Origin of the sequence: Streptomyces sp. NPDC052236, assembly GCF_044548015.1 — a bacterium.
In the GTDB taxonomy this organism is placed as follows: Bacteria; Actinomycetota; Actinomycetes; order Streptomycetales; family Streptomycetaceae; genus Streptomyces.
Window position 1 is genome coordinate 513,187 of sequence record NZ_JBIUBL010000002.1, and the last position, 15,020, is coordinate 528,206.

At 70.1% G+C, this 15,020-nt stretch carries 18 protein-coding genes; 10 read left to right on the forward strand and 8 right to left on the reverse strand.

Annotation, left to right across the window (positions count from 1 at the left end; translation table 11 throughout):
- Positions 1–22 precede the first annotated feature (22 nt).
- Entirely contained in the window at positions 23–1,492 is a 1,470-nt protein-coding gene (locus ACIHCQ_RS06320; protein WP_399658667.1) for a catalase, read from the forward strand.
- Positions 1,493–1,608: 116 nt separating this feature from the next.
- Here the strand turns inward: ACIHCQ_RS06320 and ACIHCQ_RS06325 are convergent, their stop codons facing one another.
- A complete protein-coding gene (locus ACIHCQ_RS06325) occupies positions 1,609–2,010 on the reverse strand; it encodes a cyclic nucleotide-binding/CBS domain-containing protein (RefSeq protein WP_399658495.1) in 402 nt (133 codons plus the stop codon).
- Between the two features lie 169 nt (positions 2,011–2,179).
- Positions 2,180–2,980 carry a histidinol-phosphatase gene (gene hisN, locus ACIHCQ_RS06330; RefSeq protein ID WP_399658496.1) on the reverse strand — a complete coding sequence of 267 codons (801 nt, stop codon included), beginning with the start codon at positions 2,978–2,980 and terminating at the stop codon, positions 2,180–2,182.
- 156 nt (positions 2,981–3,136) lie between these two features.
- On the opposite strand from hisN, the gene ACIHCQ_RS06335 reads away from it, so the two are divergent.
- On the forward strand, positions 3,137–3,808 hold the full coding sequence (locus tag ACIHCQ_RS06335) for a TetR/AcrR family transcriptional regulator (RefSeq protein WP_399658497.1): 672 nt from the start codon (positions 3,137–3,139) through the stop codon (positions 3,806–3,808).
- Here the strand turns inward: ACIHCQ_RS06335 and ACIHCQ_RS06340 are convergent.
- The 4 genes from ACIHCQ_RS06340 to ACIHCQ_RS06355 all read right to left on the reverse strand — a co-directional run bounded on the left by ACIHCQ_RS06340 (position 3,800) and on the right by ACIHCQ_RS06355 (position 7,449).
- Positions 3,800–4,123, reverse strand: coding sequence for a DMT family transporter (locus ACIHCQ_RS06340; RefSeq protein ID WP_399658498.1), 324 nt, complete (start codon positions 4,121–4,123; stop codon positions 3,800–3,802). The two genes, ACIHCQ_RS06335 and ACIHCQ_RS06340, sit on opposite strands and share 9 nt — an antisense overlap.
- 160 nt (positions 4,124–4,283) lie before the next feature.
- Complete coding sequence (gene rsgA / locus ACIHCQ_RS06345; protein ID WP_399658500.1) at positions 4,284–5,297, reverse strand: ribosome small subunit-dependent GTPase A; 1,014 nt, start codon at positions 5,295–5,297, stop codon at positions 4,284–4,286.
- 3 nt (positions 5,298–5,300) lie between these two features.
- Positions 5,301–6,617: a 3-phosphoshikimate 1-carboxyvinyltransferase gene (gene aroA, locus ACIHCQ_RS06350; protein WP_399658501.1), complete on the reverse strand. Its 1,317-nt coding sequence runs from the start codon at positions 6,615–6,617 to the stop codon at positions 5,301–5,303.
- Between the two features lie 106 nt (positions 6,618–6,723).
- Positions 6,724–7,449 carry a M50 family metallopeptidase gene (locus tag ACIHCQ_RS06355; RefSeq protein ID WP_399658502.1) on the reverse strand — a complete coding sequence of 242 codons (726 nt, stop codon included), beginning with the start codon at positions 7,447–7,449 and terminating at the stop codon, positions 6,724–6,726.
- Between the two features lie 49 nt (positions 7,450–7,498).
- On the opposite strand from ACIHCQ_RS06355, the gene ACIHCQ_RS06360 reads away from it, so the two are divergent.
- The 7 genes from ACIHCQ_RS06360 (at position 7,499) to ACIHCQ_RS06390 (ending at position 13,382) form a co-directional block, all read left to right on the forward strand.
- Complete coding sequence (locus tag ACIHCQ_RS06360) at positions 7,499–8,314, forward strand: SOS response-associated peptidase (RefSeq protein WP_399658503.1); 816 nt, start codon at positions 7,499–7,501, stop codon at positions 8,312–8,314.
- A 311-nt stretch (positions 8,315–8,625) separates the two neighbouring features.
- Positions 8,626–9,279, forward strand: coding sequence for an alpha/beta family hydrolase (locus ACIHCQ_RS06365; protein WP_399658504.1), 654 nt, complete (start codon positions 8,626–8,628; stop codon positions 9,277–9,279).
- Between the two features lie 274 nt (positions 9,280–9,553).
- On the forward strand, positions 9,554–10,219 hold the full coding sequence (locus ACIHCQ_RS06370) for a sigma-70 family RNA polymerase sigma factor (protein WP_399658505.1): 666 nt from the start codon (positions 9,554–9,556) through the stop codon (positions 10,217–10,219).
- Positions 10,216–10,566, forward strand: coding sequence for a mycothiol system anti-sigma-R factor (gene rsrA / locus ACIHCQ_RS06375; protein WP_399658506.1), 351 nt, complete (start codon positions 10,216–10,218; stop codon positions 10,564–10,566). Before ACIHCQ_RS06370 ends, rsrA begins: the two co-directional genes overlap by 4 nt.
- Before the next feature lie 252 nt (positions 10,567–10,818).
- The gene (locus ACIHCQ_RS06380; RefSeq protein ID WP_399658507.1) at positions 10,819–11,799 is read left to right on the forward strand and encodes a tetratricopeptide repeat protein; all 981 of its coding nucleotides are present in this window, start codon (positions 10,819–10,821) and stop codon (positions 11,797–11,799) included.
- Between the two features lie 71 nt (positions 11,800–11,870).
- Entirely contained in the window at positions 11,871–12,500 is a 630-nt protein-coding gene (gene def, locus ACIHCQ_RS06385) for a peptide deformylase (RefSeq protein WP_399658509.1), read from the forward strand.
- A gap of 144 nt (positions 12,501–12,644) precedes the next feature.
- On the forward strand, positions 12,645–13,382 hold the full coding sequence (locus tag ACIHCQ_RS06390; RefSeq protein WP_399658511.1) for a D-Ala-D-Ala carboxypeptidase family metallohydrolase: 738 nt from the start codon (positions 12,645–12,647) through the stop codon (positions 13,380–13,382).
- Positions 13,383–13,419: 37 nt separating this feature from the next.
- On the opposite strand, the gene ACIHCQ_RS06395 is transcribed toward ACIHCQ_RS06390, so the two are convergent.
- Entirely contained in the window at positions 13,420–14,385 is a 966-nt protein-coding gene (locus tag ACIHCQ_RS06395; protein ID WP_399658512.1) for a helix-turn-helix domain-containing protein, read from the reverse strand.
- 82 nt (positions 14,386–14,467) lie between these two features.
- Between ACIHCQ_RS06395 and ACIHCQ_RS06400 the strand changes: the two genes are divergently transcribed.
- On the forward strand, positions 14,468–14,686 hold the full coding sequence (locus ACIHCQ_RS06400; RefSeq protein WP_399658514.1) for a hypothetical protein: 219 nt from the start codon (positions 14,468–14,470) through the stop codon (positions 14,684–14,686).
- Here ACIHCQ_RS06400 and ACIHCQ_RS06405 read toward each other — a convergent pair.
- Positions 14,653–15,012 carry a DUF2809 domain-containing protein gene (locus tag ACIHCQ_RS06405; RefSeq protein ID WP_399658668.1) on the reverse strand — a complete coding sequence of 120 codons (360 nt, stop codon included), beginning with the start codon at positions 15,010–15,012 and terminating at the stop codon, positions 14,653–14,655. The two genes, ACIHCQ_RS06400 and ACIHCQ_RS06405, sit on opposite strands and share 34 nt — an antisense overlap.
- Between the last annotated feature and the right edge of the window lie 8 nt (positions 15,013–15,020).

Below are 15,020 nucleotides of genomic sequence, written 5' to 3' on the forward strand. Positions count from 1 at the left end.
ATTGTAGGATCGAGACCGGTCAATCACCAAGGAGGCGCACGTGATGCAGGGACCGCTCACCACGGAGGCCGGCGCGCCGGTCGCCGACAACCAGAACAGCGAGACCGCCGGCGTCGGCGGCCCGGTTCTGGTTCAGGACCAGGTACTCCTGGAGAAGCTCGCGCACTTCAACCGCGAGCGCATCCCGGAGCGCATCGTGCACGCCCGCGGCGCCGGCGCGTACGGCACCTTCACGCTGACCCGCGATGTCTCGCAGTGGACGCGTGCGAAGTTCCTTTCCCAGGTCGGCAAGCAGACCGAGACGTTCCTGCGCTTCTCCACCGTCGCGGGCAACCTCGGCTCGGCGGACGCGGTGCGTGACCCCCGCGGCTTCGCGCTGAAGTTCTACACCGAAGAGGGCAACTACGACCTCGTCGGCAACAACACCCCGGTGTTCTTCATCAAGGACGCCATCAAGTTCCCCGACTTCATCCACACCCAGAAGCGCGACCCGTACACCGGCTCGCAGGAGGCGGACAACGTCTGGGACTTCTGGGGCCTCAGCCCCGAGTCGACGCACCAGGTGACCTGGCTGTTCGGCGACCGCGGCATCCCGGCGACACTGCGCCACATGAACGGCTACGGCTCGCACACGTACCAGTGGAACAACGAGGCCGGCGAGGTCTTCTGGGTCAAGTACCACTTCAAGACCGACCAGGGCATCAAGAACCTGACGTCGGACGAGGCGGCCAAGCTGGCGGGTGAGGATCCCGACTCCCACCAGCGTGACCTGCGCGAGTCGATCGAGCGCGGTGACTTCCCGTCCTGGACCGTGCAGGTGCAGATCATGCCCGCGGCCGAGGCGGCCACGTACCGCTTCAACCCGTTCGATCTGACCAAGGTCTGGCCGCACGAGGACTACCCGCCGATCGAGATCGGCAAGCTGGAGCTCAACCGCAACCCGGAGAACATCTTCGCCGAGGTCGAGCAGTCGATCTTCAGCCCCGCGCACTTCGTGCCGGGCATCGGTCCCTCCCCGGACAAGATGCTCCAGGGCCGTCTCTTCGCGTACGGCGACGCCCACCGCTACCGCGTCGGCATCAACGCCGATCACCTGCCGGTGAACCGCCCGCACGCCACCGAGGCGCGTACCAACTCCCGTGACGGCTTCCTGTACGACGGCCGCCACAAGGGCGCGAAGAACTACGAGCCGAACAGCTTCGGCGGCCCCTTCCAGACGGACAAGCCGCTGTGGCAGTCGATGGCGGTCAACGGCTACACCGGTGACCACGTGGCCCCCAGCCATGCCGAGGACAACGACTTCGTACAGGCGGGCACGCTGTACCGGATGATGTCCGAGGACGAGAAGGGCCGTCTCATTGAGAACCTCGCCGGATTCATCTCGAAGGTGTCGCGTGACGACATCGCCGAGCGCGCGGTCGACAACTTCCGGCAGGCGGACGGTGACTTCGGCAAGCGCCTCGATGCCGCTGTCTCGGCCCTGCGCGCCTGACCGAGCAGTACGACCAGCACTGACCAGCTCTCACGACCAGCTCTCACGACCAGTACTGACCAGCTCTACGGAGGGCCGGATCCCGTTCCGCGGGGTCCGGCCCTTTGCGCCGCGTGCTACCCGGCCATGCTCGCCGCTCGCCGCCTCGCCGGGGCCCAGCAGCGGATGATGTCGCGTACGGAGACGATCCCGACGGGACCGTCGCCGTCCAGCACGATCAGATGCCGGAAACCGCCGTGCGTCATGGCCGACGCGGCCTCCTCCAGGGTCCAGGAAGGCGCGGCGAAGACGACGTCGGTGGTGGTGTGGGTGCCTGCGGTCTCCAGGTCCGGGTCCTGTCCCATGCCCACGGAGGTCAGGATGTCGCGCTCGGTGAGAATGCCGACGCCGTCGGCGTCGGTGTCGAGGACGACCGCGGCACCGACATGGCGCGCGGCCATCAGGCGGGCAGCCTGGCGGAGTGTGTGTGCGGGGCCGATGGTGAGGACCACCGTGCTCATGGCGTCGCGGACGAGCATGTACGGAGCCACCTCCTGAGTTGAACCGGCAGCCGCGTTCGGGAACCGATTCACAAGTTCACAAGTGAGGGAACTCTCAGAGTCGCAGCGATACGGGACCGCAGCAAGAGGGCGCGCAGCAGCAAGAGGGCGCGCACGACGCCGGTCGGCAGCCGTTCGGTACCGGTACTCAGTACCGCTGGTTGAGATAGCCCAGCAGCTCCTCGTGGAGCAGCCCGTTGGACGCCGCGGCATTGCCGCTGTGCGGACCCCTGCGGCCGTCCAGACCGGTGAAGGAACCGCCTGCCTCCTGCACGACGATCGCCGTCGCGGCCATGTCCCACAGCGAGAGTTCCGGCTCGGCGCAGATGTCCACCGAACCCTCCGCGACCATCATGTACGGCCAGAAGTCGCCGTACCCACGGCTGCGCCAGCAGGCCCGCGTCAGATCCATGAATCCGTCGAGCCGCCCCTGCGCCTCCCAGCCGGTCAGCGAGGAGTACGCGAACGAGGCGTCCGCGATACGCCCGACCTTGGAGACCCGCAGCCGGGTCGCGGAGGTCAGACTGCGCCCCGTGTACGCGCCACCGCCCTGCGCGGCCCACCAGCGGCGGCCCAGCGCCGGGGCCGAGACCACGCCCACGACCGGCTGATAGCCGCCCTCGCCCTGCACCATCAGCGAGATCAGCGTGGCCCAGACCGGCACCCCGCGCACGTAGTTCTTGGTGCCGTCGATCGGGTCGATGACCCACCGGCGGGGACCCGTGCCCTCGATGCCGTACTCCTCGCCGAGGATCGCGTCGCGTGGTCGCGCGCGCTGCAGCTGGCCGCGGATCAGTTCCTCCGCGGCCTTGTCGGCCTCGCTTACCGGGGTCATGTCCGGCTTGGTCTCCACCTTGAGGTCCAGGGCCTTGAACCGGCCCATGGTGGCGGCGTCCGCGGCGTCCGCGAGGACATGGGCGAGACGCAGATCGTCGTGATAGTCGGACATGGTTGTCACTCTATCCGGGCTCCGCGGGGCCGGACCTGGGCGCTTCCTGTGGCCCGCACATGGCCTGCACGGCTATTGACAGTGGGTGGTCGCCCGTCAACTCTGAGCACAGACTCCTTGGCCGGGGTGGCCCGGGGAGGCCCCTGGGAGGCGACGATGGCGACGGCGCGAGAGTCCTTACTGAACGCCGCTCTCGTGGCGCTCGCCGATCTGCCCTGGTCGGCGGTGCGGATGGTCGAGGTCGCCGCCGCCGCGGGCGTCTCGCGGCAGACCCTCTACAACGAGTTCGGCTCCAAGGAAGGGCTGGCCCGCGCGCTGGTGCGGCGCGAGGCCGATACGTACCTCCACGGCGTGGACCGGGTGCTCGCCGAGCGGTCACCAGCCGCGGACCGGCTGGTCGCGGTCGCCGAGTGGACCGTCCGGGAGGCCCTCGCGAGACCGCTGCTGGCGGCCATGCTCACCGGCTGCTGGAGCGAGCGGCTGCCCGCGCCGAAGCCCGCCCGCCTCGGCGCCGCGCCGGCCGGAGTGCCCGCCCAGCGCCGCGCGGACGCCGGACCGCCCGCTCCCGCGGAGCTGGTCGCGGCCGTACGGGAGCGCTCGCTCGACGCCCTCGGCGGCCCCGGCGCGCTCGATCACGGCCATCGGGACGGCTTGGCCCACCGCTGTGAGCTCGCGGTGCGGCTCGCGCTCTCGTATGTGATCGCGCCCGTCGGGGAGAGGGTCGGCCTGATAGTGCGTACGGCCGTCGCCGGGGTCGTCGCCAGTGGCGGGAGCGCCGGGAGCGCCCAGGGACTGCCGGGAGCGGGGACGGCGCGGTCGTCAGTGTGACGAGCCCGAGAGCTGGAGACCGATGACCCCGATGATCACCAGCGTGATCGAGATGATCTTGAGGGCCGAGACCAGGTCGTCCAGGAAGACCATTCCGTAGATCGCGGTGCCCGCCGCGCCGATGCCTGTCCACACCGCGTACGCCGGGCCCACATCGAGCTTCTTCAGCGCGAGCGTCAGCAGGCCGAAGCTGCCCAGCGCGAAGCTGGCGAAGGCGATGGTCGGCCAGAGTCTGGTGAAACCGTGCGAGAGCTTGAGGCAGACGGCGAAGCCCGTTTCCAGGAATCCGGCGACCACCACCAGCAGCCACGCCATCGTCTGTGCCTCCCGCGTCGGTCGGTGACTGCTTCGTAGGCCTCGGTGCGATTGCGATTATGCATTTACCAGCATTCGCAGCTCGCAAACGTACGCGAGTCATACGCCGGGCACAGTCAAACGCGCCCCAGCCATATCGCAGCCCCACCCGGGCCGTGCGTCAGTCGCCTTCGCGCCGCTCCCGCGTGGCGAGCAGCCGCCGCAGCGAGTAGAGCCGCGCCGGATCGGCGTGGCCCTCGGCCACCCACGCGTCCAGCGCGCAGTCCGGTTCGTCGTGGCTGCACGCGCGGGGACACCCCTCCGTACCCGGTACGAGATCGGGGAAGGCGAGGATGACCCGGGCCGGATCCACATGGTGCAGACCGAAGGAGCGCAGGCCAGGGGTGTCGATCACCCAGCCGCCCTCCTTGTCCGCGAGCGGGAGGGCGAGCGCCGATGTGGTGGTGTGCCGGCCCCGTCCGGTGACCGCGTTGACCACTCCGGTGGTGCGCCGCCGCTCCTCCGGTACGAGGGCGTTGACCAGGGTCGTCTTGCCGACGCCGGAGTGGCCGACGAACGCGGTGGTCCGGCCCTTGAGGTGCTCGTGGACCCGCTCGGCCGCGACGCCGTCCACGAATTCGTCGCGCGTGGTGACGATGTACGGGATGCCGAGCGGGACGTACATCTCCAGCAGCTCGTCCGGCGATGCGAGGTCCGACTTGGTCAGTACGAGGAGCGGGGTGAGCCCGCCGTCGTACGCCGCGACCAGACAGCGGTCGATCAGCCGCGGGCGCGGTTCCGGGTCGGCCAGCGCGGTTACGATCGCCAGCTGGTCGGCGTTGGCGACGACCACGCGCTCGAACGGGTCGTCGTCGTCGGCCGTGCGGCGCAGGACCGACTTGCGCGGTTCGATGCGGACGATTCGGGCCAGCGTGTCCTTGTCGCCGGAGAGATCGCCGACGATGCTGACCCTGTCACCCACCACCGCGGCCTTGCGGCCCAGCTCGCGCGCCTTCATCGCCAGTACGATCCGGTCGTCGACGAGGCAGGTGAGCCGCCCTCGGTCGACGGTGAGGACCATGCCCTCGGACGCGTCCTCGTGCTTGGGGCGGATGTTGGTACGGGGCCGGTTGCCCTTGCGGTTGGGGCGGACGCGGATGTCGTCCTCGTCGGGGTTCTTGCCGTAGCGCCGCATTCCTCAGGCCTCGAGCATTCCGGCCCACATCCGCGGAAAATCGGGCAGCGTCTTCGCCGTCGTTCCGATGTTCTCGATCCGTACGCCTTCGACCGCGAGGCCGATGATCGCGCCCGCCGTCGCCATCCGGTGGTCGTCGTACGTACGGAAGACGCCGCCGTGCAGCGGGCGCGGGCGGATGTGGAGGCCGTCCGCGGTCTCGGTGACATCGCCGCCGAGCTCGTTGATCTCCTTGGTGAGGGCCGCGAGGCGGTCCGTCTCATGAAGACGCAGATGGGCGACTCCGCGCAGCGTGGAGGGGGAGTCGGCGAGCGCCGCGACCGCCGCGATGCCGGGGGTCAGCTCGCCGACGTCGCTCAGGTCGACATCGAGGCCGTGGATACGGCCGGAGCCCTGGAAGACCAGGCCGCTGTCGGTCAGCTCGCAGGTTCCGCCCATCTCGGTGAAGATTCCGCGCAGCGCGTCACCTGGCTGGGTGGTGCGCTCGGGCCAGTCCCGGATGGTGACCCGGCCGCCGGTGACCAGCGCCGCCGCGAGGAACGGCTGGGCGTTGGAGAGGTCAGGCTCGATCGTCAGATCGTGGCCGAGCAGCGCGGACGGGGAGACCCGCCAGACATTGGGCTCGCCGCCGGTCTCCGGCTCGTCGACCTGGGCGCCGACGGCGCGGAGCATGTCGACGGTCATCCGGATGTGCGGCATCGAGGGGAGCTTGCCGCCGATGTGCCGTACTTCCACGCCCTGGTTGAAGCGCGGGGCGGACAGCAGCAGGGCGGAGACGAACTGGGAGGACGATGAGGCGTCGATCCGGACCGGGCCGCCGTCCAGCGCGCCCGCGCCGTGCACGGTCATCGGGAGCGAACCGCGCCCGTCGTCGTCGATACGGGCGCCCAGGGCGCGCAGCGCGTCGATCACGGCGTGCAGCGGGCGCTCGTACGAACGCGGGTCGCCGTCGAAGCGGACCGAGCCGTTGGCGAGAGCGGCGACAGGCGGCAGAAAGCGCATCACCGTACCGGCGTTACCGACGTCGACCGTGGCCGGTCCGTGCAGGCCGGACGGGATTACGCGCCAGACCTCGCCCGCGCCGTCGGGGCCCACGCCCTCCTCGATGCCGACACCGAGGGCGCGCAGCGCCTCGGCCATCAGGAGGCTGTCGCGCGAGCGCAGCGGGCGGCGGAGCCAGCCGGGTTCGGCGGCCAGTGCGGCGAGCACCAGCGCGCGGTTGGTGACCGACTTGGACCCAGGCACGGTGACCGTCGCTTCGACGGCTCCGGTCGCATGGGGGGCGGGCCAGAGGGCAGGGTGCACGGAGCTTTCGGTCATGGCCATCACTTTAGTGGCTCGCGACAGACCCGGATCCTGATCAAATACGTTGAAATAGGGGCGTAACGCAAGGGTGGTAAAGGGCGGTAGAGGGGTAGTGGGCGGGTCACAGGCCCAGCAGCCAGCGACCGCCGCCTATGAGCGAACAGAGTGACACCGCGTGGAAGAGGAACAGCCACATCGGTGCCGGGACGTTGGTCAGCCGGGACAGCTGGTCGGCATCCGAGTCGGGGGCCCCGCCGTGGCGGCGCTTGGACTGCAGCTCGAAGGCCGGACGTACGCCGCCGAGCAGCAGGAACCAGACGGCGGCGTAGGCGAAGGCGGACTGTACGGCGGGTTCCGTCAGCCAGGAGATCAGGAGGAAGGCGGCGCCCGTGAGGATGACGGTGAGCGCGCCGTACGCGTTGCGGATCATGACGAGCATCGCGATGAGCAGGGCGGTGGCCAGCCACAGCAGCAGCGTGATGTGGTGCGCGGCGAGCAGCCACGCGCCGCCGAGGCCGAGCAGGGGCGGGGCGGTGTAGCCCGCGGCGGCGGTGAGGATCATGCCGAGACCGGCGGGCTTGCCCGCGCTCACCGTGAGGCCGCTGGTGTCGGAGTGCAGCCGGATGCCGTCGAGGCGGCGGCCGGTGAGCAGGGCGACGAGGCCGTGGCCGCCTTCGTGGGCGATGGTGATGGCGTTACGGGACAGACGCCACAGGGACCGGGGAGCCACGACGGCGAGGGCGGCCAGGGCAGTGGCGACGATGAGCCAGGTGTCGGGGAACGGCTGGGTTCCGAAGACGCGGTCCCAAAGGCTGGTCGCATCGGTCGCGGACAGTGTGATGGCCATTTCTCGGGTGGCTCCTCGGGCGGCGGGCGGGAGTGGCAGTGTGGCACCTATGTGCGGACGGTATGCAGCGAGTCGTAGGCCCGAGGATCTCGCGGGACTCTTCGAGGTCGAGAAGTGGGAGCCGGAGGAGACGCTGGCGCCCGATTGGAACGTGGCCCCCACGAAGGAGGTCTACGCGGTACTCGAACGCCCCCTCAAGGACGCTGAGGACCCTGCTCCGGTTCGTCAGCTGCGGTCGCTCAAGTGGGGACTCGTGCCGTCGTGGGCGAAGTCGCCGGAGGGCGCGGCGCGGATGATCAACGCGCGGGCGGAGACGGTGCACGAGAAGCCGTCGTTCCGCAGGCTCTTCGTCGCGCGGCGCTGCATCATCCCCGCGGACGGCTATTACGAGTGGGTGACCGGGGTCGCCGAGCGGGAGCTGGAGGTCGAGGGGAAGAAGAAGAGGCCGCGGAAGCAGCCGTACTTCGTCACGCCCGCGGACGGCTCGGTGTTCGCGATGGCGGGGCTGTACGAGTTCTGGCGTGACCGGACGCTGCCGGACGATCACCCGCGGGCCTGGTGGGTGACCTGTTCGGTGATCACTACGGAGGCGGACCGGGGGCCGCTGGGGGTGGGGCCCGCCGAGGGGCCGCGGTCGCTGGCGGACATCCACCCGCGGATGCCGCTGATGCTGACGCCGGATCGGTGGGACGCGTGGCTGGACCCGTCGCGGACGGACGTGGAGGAGCTGAAGGGGCTGCTGGAGCCGCCGCCGGGCGGGCTGATGCGGGCGTATCCGGTGTCGACGGCGGTCAGCAACGTACGGAACAACGGGCCGGAGCTGCTGGAGGAGCTGGCGGAGCCGGAGCTGGGCACGCTGTTCTGACAGCCGGCCAGGACACTGTCCTGGCCCGGGCCATCGCGTCGCTGGGAGATACGTTCGAGCAGGCGCCGCGGACGCTGGCCCGCGCCCTGCGCCTGCTCACCGGGGCGGGGCGCGGCGTTCAGGCCAGTCGCCTCGCGGGCATCGCCGTGCGCCCGGGTATCGGGGCCGGGGCGCAGCTGGTGCTCGAGGTCGCACGGGGGCTGGGTGATGCCGGCCGCCACGACCTGTCGGCGGCATATCTTCCGCGTCTGACCGCGTCTGACCGCGCGTGTGATGGACGTGACGGGCTCGCGAGGGGCCGGCGCGGCAGGATGGAACCCGTGACGCGGAATCGTATGGAAATGGTGGAGACCGGTGCGGGCGAGGCCCGTATCACCTGGTATCCGGGCAAGCGGGCACGGCTCGTTCTGGCACTCGGGCACGGTGCCGGAGGCGGGATCGATGCACGCGACCTGCGGGGCATCGCGGCGGCCCTGCCCGCCGACGGCGTCACCGTCGCGCTCGTCGAGCAGCCCTGGCGGGTCGCCGGGAAGAAGCTGGCGCCCGCGCCCAAGACCCTCGACGTGGGCTGGCGCGGAGTCTGGCCCCTCCTCGCGAAGCCCGGTCTGCCCGTCGTCGCCGGAGGCCGCAGCGCCGGGGCGCGGGTCGCCTGCCGGACCGCCGGGGAGCTCGGCGCCACGGCGGTGCTCGCGCTGAGCTTTCCGCTGCATCCGCCCGGCAGGCCCGAGAAGTCCCGCGCCGCCGAGCTTCTCTCCACCCGGGTTCCGACCCTCGTCGTACAGGGCGGCAATGACCCCTTCGGCAAGCCCGCGGAGTTCCCCGAGGGGGAGTACGAACTGGTGGAAGTCCCCTACGGGGATCACGGGTTCGCCGTACCCCAACGGGCCGGGACGAGCGAGGCGGAAGTAGTGAGCAGCATCACGGACGCCGTCCGGACCTGGGCGCGTGGACTGTGGGAATGCTGAGCGGGCGATTGCCGTTGTGGCGGATGTCGGAATGGCCGTGGACGTCAGCGCAGGTCGGCAGACGCCAGTGAACGCCAGCAAACAGAGCATGGAGTAGGGAGTCCCTCAGATGGGTTCGACTATCTGCCCGAGCCGCTCGCACGCCGCCAACCTGGACTGGACGGTGCTTTCGGCGGCCAAGACCGTCCCTGTCCGGGCGGCGGGCGGAGCGGATCGTCGTCTATCCTCCGATTCGAGCGGGTCCGCATTCGGCCTCGCGACATCGTTGGAGGAGGTGGGTCCGGTCACTGGGACCGACGCAGGGACCGACGACGGCCAGGCGGAGCAGTCCGAGGAGACGACCGCCGAGCGCAATGCCCGTTTTGAGCGGGACGCCCTCGGTTACCTCGACCAGATGTATTCGGCCGCGCTGCGCATGACGCGCAATCCGGCCGATGCGGAGGATCTTGTACAGGAGACGTATGCCAAGGCGTACGGATCTTTCCACCAGTTCCGTGAGGGCACGAATCTCAAGGCGTGGATGTACCGCATTCTCACGAATACCTTCATCAACTCGTACCGCAAGAAGCAGCGCGAGCCCCAGCGCAGCGCTGCCGAGGAGATCGAGGACTGGCAGCTCGCCCGCGCCGAGTCGCACATGTCGACCGGACTGCGCTCCGCCGAGTCGCAGGCGCTCGACCACCTGCCGGATTCGGACGTCAAATCAGCGCTGCAGGCGATTCCCGAAGAGTTCCGTATCGCCGTCTATCTGGCTGACGTAGAGGGCTTTGCGTACAAGGAGATCGCGGACATCATGGGGACACCCATCGGTACGGTGATGTCCCGGCTGCACCGTGGCCGCCGTCAACTGCGCGGCATGCTGGAGGACTACGCCCGTGAGCGCGGGCTCGTCCCGGCTGGTGCGGGAGAGTCGAACGACGCGAAAGGCTCGGGCTCATGAGCTGCGGAGAGCCGCATGAGACGGACTGCTCAGAGGTCCTGGACCATCTCTATGAGTTTCTCGACCGAGAGATGCCCGACAGCGACTGCACGAAGTTCGAGGTGCACTTCGAGGAGTGCTCCCCGTGTCTGGAGAAGTACGGGCTTGAGCAGGCCGTGAAGAAGCTGGTCAAGCGCTGCTGCGGACATGATGACGTGCCCAGCGACCTGCGGGCGAAGGTACTGGGACGGATCGATCTCATCCGGTCGGGGCAGGCGGTGCCCGACCAGGACGTGACGGTCGCCAGTACGGAGCTGTCCGGCGCCGAGCTTTCCGGGGGAGAGCGGCCGAGCGTCGCTCAGGAGTAGACGCCGCACTTACGTCATGAGGGTGCGCCGCGATGGTTGTCGCGGCGCACCTTTCGCGTACCGCTTCGCTCACGTGGCTGTCGCCGTCAACGCATACGACGACCTGGCCGGGGGAAGCGAAGGAACAGCGGGCGGGCGTTCACGGGGGTAACCCATGGGTAATGAGCGAGCCTGTGATCGGGCATGGTTGGATGCGAAAGAAGGCACAGAGAGCACGGGGGCAGTGACCCGAGCGACCGGCAGGCGGGAATCGTGAGGATCTTCGGGAAGGTACGGCATCGGCCCTCCGCCTCGTGGCGGCAGGCCACGGACCGCGCGTTCACGCTGATCGGCGACGGCCGGTACGAGGACGCGGGGGCGTTGCTGACGCGGGCGGCGGACCTTGAGCCCTGGCTCTCCGAGTCCTGGTTCAACCTGGCGCTGCTGCACAAGTTCCGCCACGACTGGGAGCAGGCGCGCGCCGCCGGTCTGCGCGCCGTCGCGCTGCTGGACAAGGAGACCGGCGCCCCCGACTGGTGGAACGTCGGGATCGCCGCCACCGCCCTGCAGGACTGGCCGCTGGCCCGGCGCGCCTGGCAGGCGTACGGGCTGAAGGTGCCCGGCGCCGTAGCAGCGAACGGCGAGCCGGTCGGCATGGAGCTGGGCAGCGCGGCTGTCCGCCTCTCGCCCGAGGGCGAGGCCGAGGTGGTGTGGGGCCGCAGGCTCGATCCGGCACGGATAGAGGTGCTGTCCATTCCGCTGCCGTCCTCCGGGCGGCGCTGGGGCGAGGTCGTCCTGCACGACGGCGTGCCGCACGGAGAGCGGACCACCACCGCGGGCCCCTCGTACCCCGTCTTCGACGAGATCGAGCTCTGGGCCCCCTCGCCCGTACCGACCTGGGTGGTCCTGCTGGAGGCCGCGACCGAGGCCGACCGCGACGCCCTGGAGCAGCTCGCCGCCGATGCCGGCTTCGCCGCCGAGGACTGGTCCTCCTCGGTGCGGCTGCTGTGCCGGGCGTGTTCGGAGAGCCGGATGCCCAGCGCGGAGGGCGAGGGCGAGCACCTGGACCCGCACGACCACAGCGAGCCGGGGCATCCCGGGCCGCTGGGCCACCGTACGGCCGGCGAGCTGTGGTCCCCGGAGCGTGAGTGCGGCATCGCGGCGCCCGCGGGGCTGGTGCGCGGCCTGCTGGACGGCTGGGTCGCCGACAGCCCGGACTCCCGTGAGTGGCGGGATCTGGAGGAAGTCTGCTGAGTGCGTGGCCGTAGGCTGTACGGGCACATCGCAACGTCGGTTACGAAGACTGAAGAAGGCGCAGAGCGGACATGTCGCAGCAGGGGACGGACCAGCAGGTCAACGATGGTTTCGTCGTGGACACGGAAGACGCCGAGGAGCGCGAGCTGGCGTACCGGGAGCGCGGCACGGCCCGCCCGATCACGGTCGTCGGCAATCCGGTGCTCCACAAGGAGTGCAAGGACGTCACGGAGTTCGACGACAAGCTCTCCGCGCTCATCGACGACATGTTCGCCAGCCAGCGGGCGGCGGAGGGCGTGGGCCTGGCCGCCAACCAGATCGGCGTGGACCTGAAGGTCTTCATCTACGACTGCCCGGACGACGACGGCGTACGTCACGTGGGCGTCGTCTGCAACCCGGTGCTGGAGGAGCTGCCGGCCGAGAGCCGCGCCCTCGAAGAGGCCAACGAGGGCTGTCTGTCGGTCCCGACGGCGTACGCGGAGCTGGCCCGCACCGACTACGCGGTGGTGCGCGGGCAGGACGCCCAGGGCAAGCCGATCAAGGTGCGCGGCACGGGGTACTTCGCCCGCTGCCTTCAGCACGAGACGGACCACCTGTACGGGTACCTGTACATCGACCGGCTCTCGAAGCGGGACCGCAAGGACGCGCTGCGGCAGATGGAAGAGGGCACGCCGCGCTACGAGACCGTCCCGAACGACTGAAACGACTGAAATGGAGGGGCCCGCTCACATCGAGCGGGCCTTCGCCATTGGGCGAACAAATGATGCCCGCGATCAGTTGTTGACGCGCGTCGACCGGCCCCGTCAATCTCAAGCGGAACACCGCTCTCACGGCACGGAGGCCCGATGTTCCGGCGGACCGTACGACTTTCCCTCTCTCTTGTCATGCTCATGGTTGCGACTCTGGCCGGGGTCGTGGCAACGGCCGGCACCGCCCATGCCGACGGCTGTTACACCTGGTCGCGCACGCTCTCCCAGGGAGCGACCGGCGCCGACGTCACCCAGCTGCAGATCCGGGTCGCCGGATATCCAGGCTCCGGCGGCGTGCTCGCCATCGACGGGGACTACGGCCCGGCGACCGCCGCGGCGGTCAAACGGTTCCAGTCCGCGTACGGACTCGGCGCCGACGGCATCGCGGCAGCCGACACCTTCACCAAGCTCTACGCCCTCCAGGACGACGACTGCACGCCCATCCACTTCACGTACAGCGAGCTCAACGACTGCAACAGCACCTGGGCGGGCGGAGCGGTGAGCGCGGCGACCGCCAAGTCCAACGCGCTGCGCACCATGTGGAAGCTGGACGCCATGCGCCACGCGCTCGGCGACCAGCCCATCACGGTGACCAGCGGCTTCCGCTCGCACGCCTGCAACGACGCGGTCGGCGGCGCGGCGAGCAGCCGCCATCTGTACGGCGACGCGGCGGACTTGGGCGCGGGCCCGCACTCGCTCTGCAAGCTGGCGCAGCAGGCCCGCAGTCACGGCTTCAACGGGATCCTGGGCCCGGGTTACCCGGGCCACGGCGACCACACGCACCTGGACCACCGGGCCAGTCGCTTCTGGTCGGCGTCGAGCTGCGGCATCTGAGCCGCGGCAGCCGAGGGACCGGGTCAGGCCGCCCGGATCAGGCCGCGCGCACCGGTCCGCGGAAGGTGCGGCGGTAGGCGTTCGGGGTGGTCCCGAGCGTACGGAGGAAGTGGTGGCGCAGCCCCGCCGCGTTCCCGAACCCGCTCCGGCCCGCGATCGCGTCCACCGTCTCGTCCGTCGTCTCCAGCAATTCCTGTGACAGGAGCACCCGTTGGCGCAGCAGCCAGCGGTACGGGGTGGTCCCCGTCTCCTGCTGGAAGCGGCGGGCGAAGGTACGCGGCGACATATGGGCCCGGGCGGCGAGCTGCTCGACGGTCATGTCCAGGTCGAGATGGAGCTCCATCCAGGCCAGCACCTCGCCGACCGTGTCGCACCGGGTGCGCGGCAGCGGGCGCTCGATGTACTGCGCCTGCCCGCCGTCCCGGTGCGGCGGCACCACCATCCGGCGGGCGATGTGGTTGGCGACCTCGGGACCGTGCTCCTGGCGCACGATGTGCAGGCAGGCGTCGATCGCGGCCGCGGTGCCCGCCGAGGTGATCACGGACCCCTCGTCCACGTACAGCACATCGGGGTCGATCAGGGCCAGCGGAAAGCGGGCGGCCAGTGCCTGGCTGTGGCGCCAGTGGGTGGTGCAGCGACGGCCGTCGAGGAGCCCCGCCGCGCCCAGGACGAAGGCGCCGGTGCAGACACTGAGAACCCGGGCGCCGCGCTCCACGGCGTCGCGCAGCGCGGTCAGCAGCTCCTCGGGGTAGTCCCGGGTCGGGTAGGAGCCGCCGGTGGGAACGGCGATGAGGTCGGCCTCCGCGAGCCGGTCGAGGCCGTACGGCGTGCTGATGGTGAACCCGGCGTGGGTGCGCACGGTAGGGCCCTCGGCGGAGACGGCCGCGAAGTCGTAGACGGGCAGTCCGTCCGCGCCGCGGTCGAGGCCGAAGACCTCGCAGACGACGCCGAGTTCAAAGGGATGCACTTCGCTGAGGAGTACAGCGGCCACATTTTTCAGCATGGAAGCAGTGTGGCAGTAATTCGATGGTTGCTGACAGTCCTGCCACTGATTTTTTCGCCGCGGCAGGACGACAGTAGAGGACATGAACACATTCCTCAGCTACCTCGTCGTCCTCGCCCTCGCCGTCCTCGTCCTCCTTCCGTCGCTGGTCGGCCACGCCAGGGACCGCGCCATCGACCGACAACTCCGCCAGGCGGAGCGCCCCGCCCCGACGACCGTTCCGACGACTGCCGTGCCCCGGTCGGGGCGGGCCGCCGCCACCCGGCGTCAGGAGCTCGCGCACAAGCGATACGCGGTGTGAGCGGCCCAGCCGACACCCGCCCCGACCGCGTACCAGAGCAGATCGGGAGCGTTGAAGGAGGTGCCCAGCACCAGCCGGGCCACAGTGCTGTGGCTCGCCAGGGAGGCCGGAATTCCGGTGAGCTGGAACACCTCCACCGCGCAGCTGAACCCGAGCGCGATCCCCGCGGCGGCCGGCGGCTTCAGACGCGGGACGAGGAAGACCACAAGGGTGTGGATCAGCACGGTGTACAGCGCGTCCCCCGCGTACTTGGCGAAGACGCCCGTCGCCGCGGACCTGACTCCCAGGCCGGCGGCGACGGTCAGCACAGCCGCGGCGCACGCCATCGGGCGCG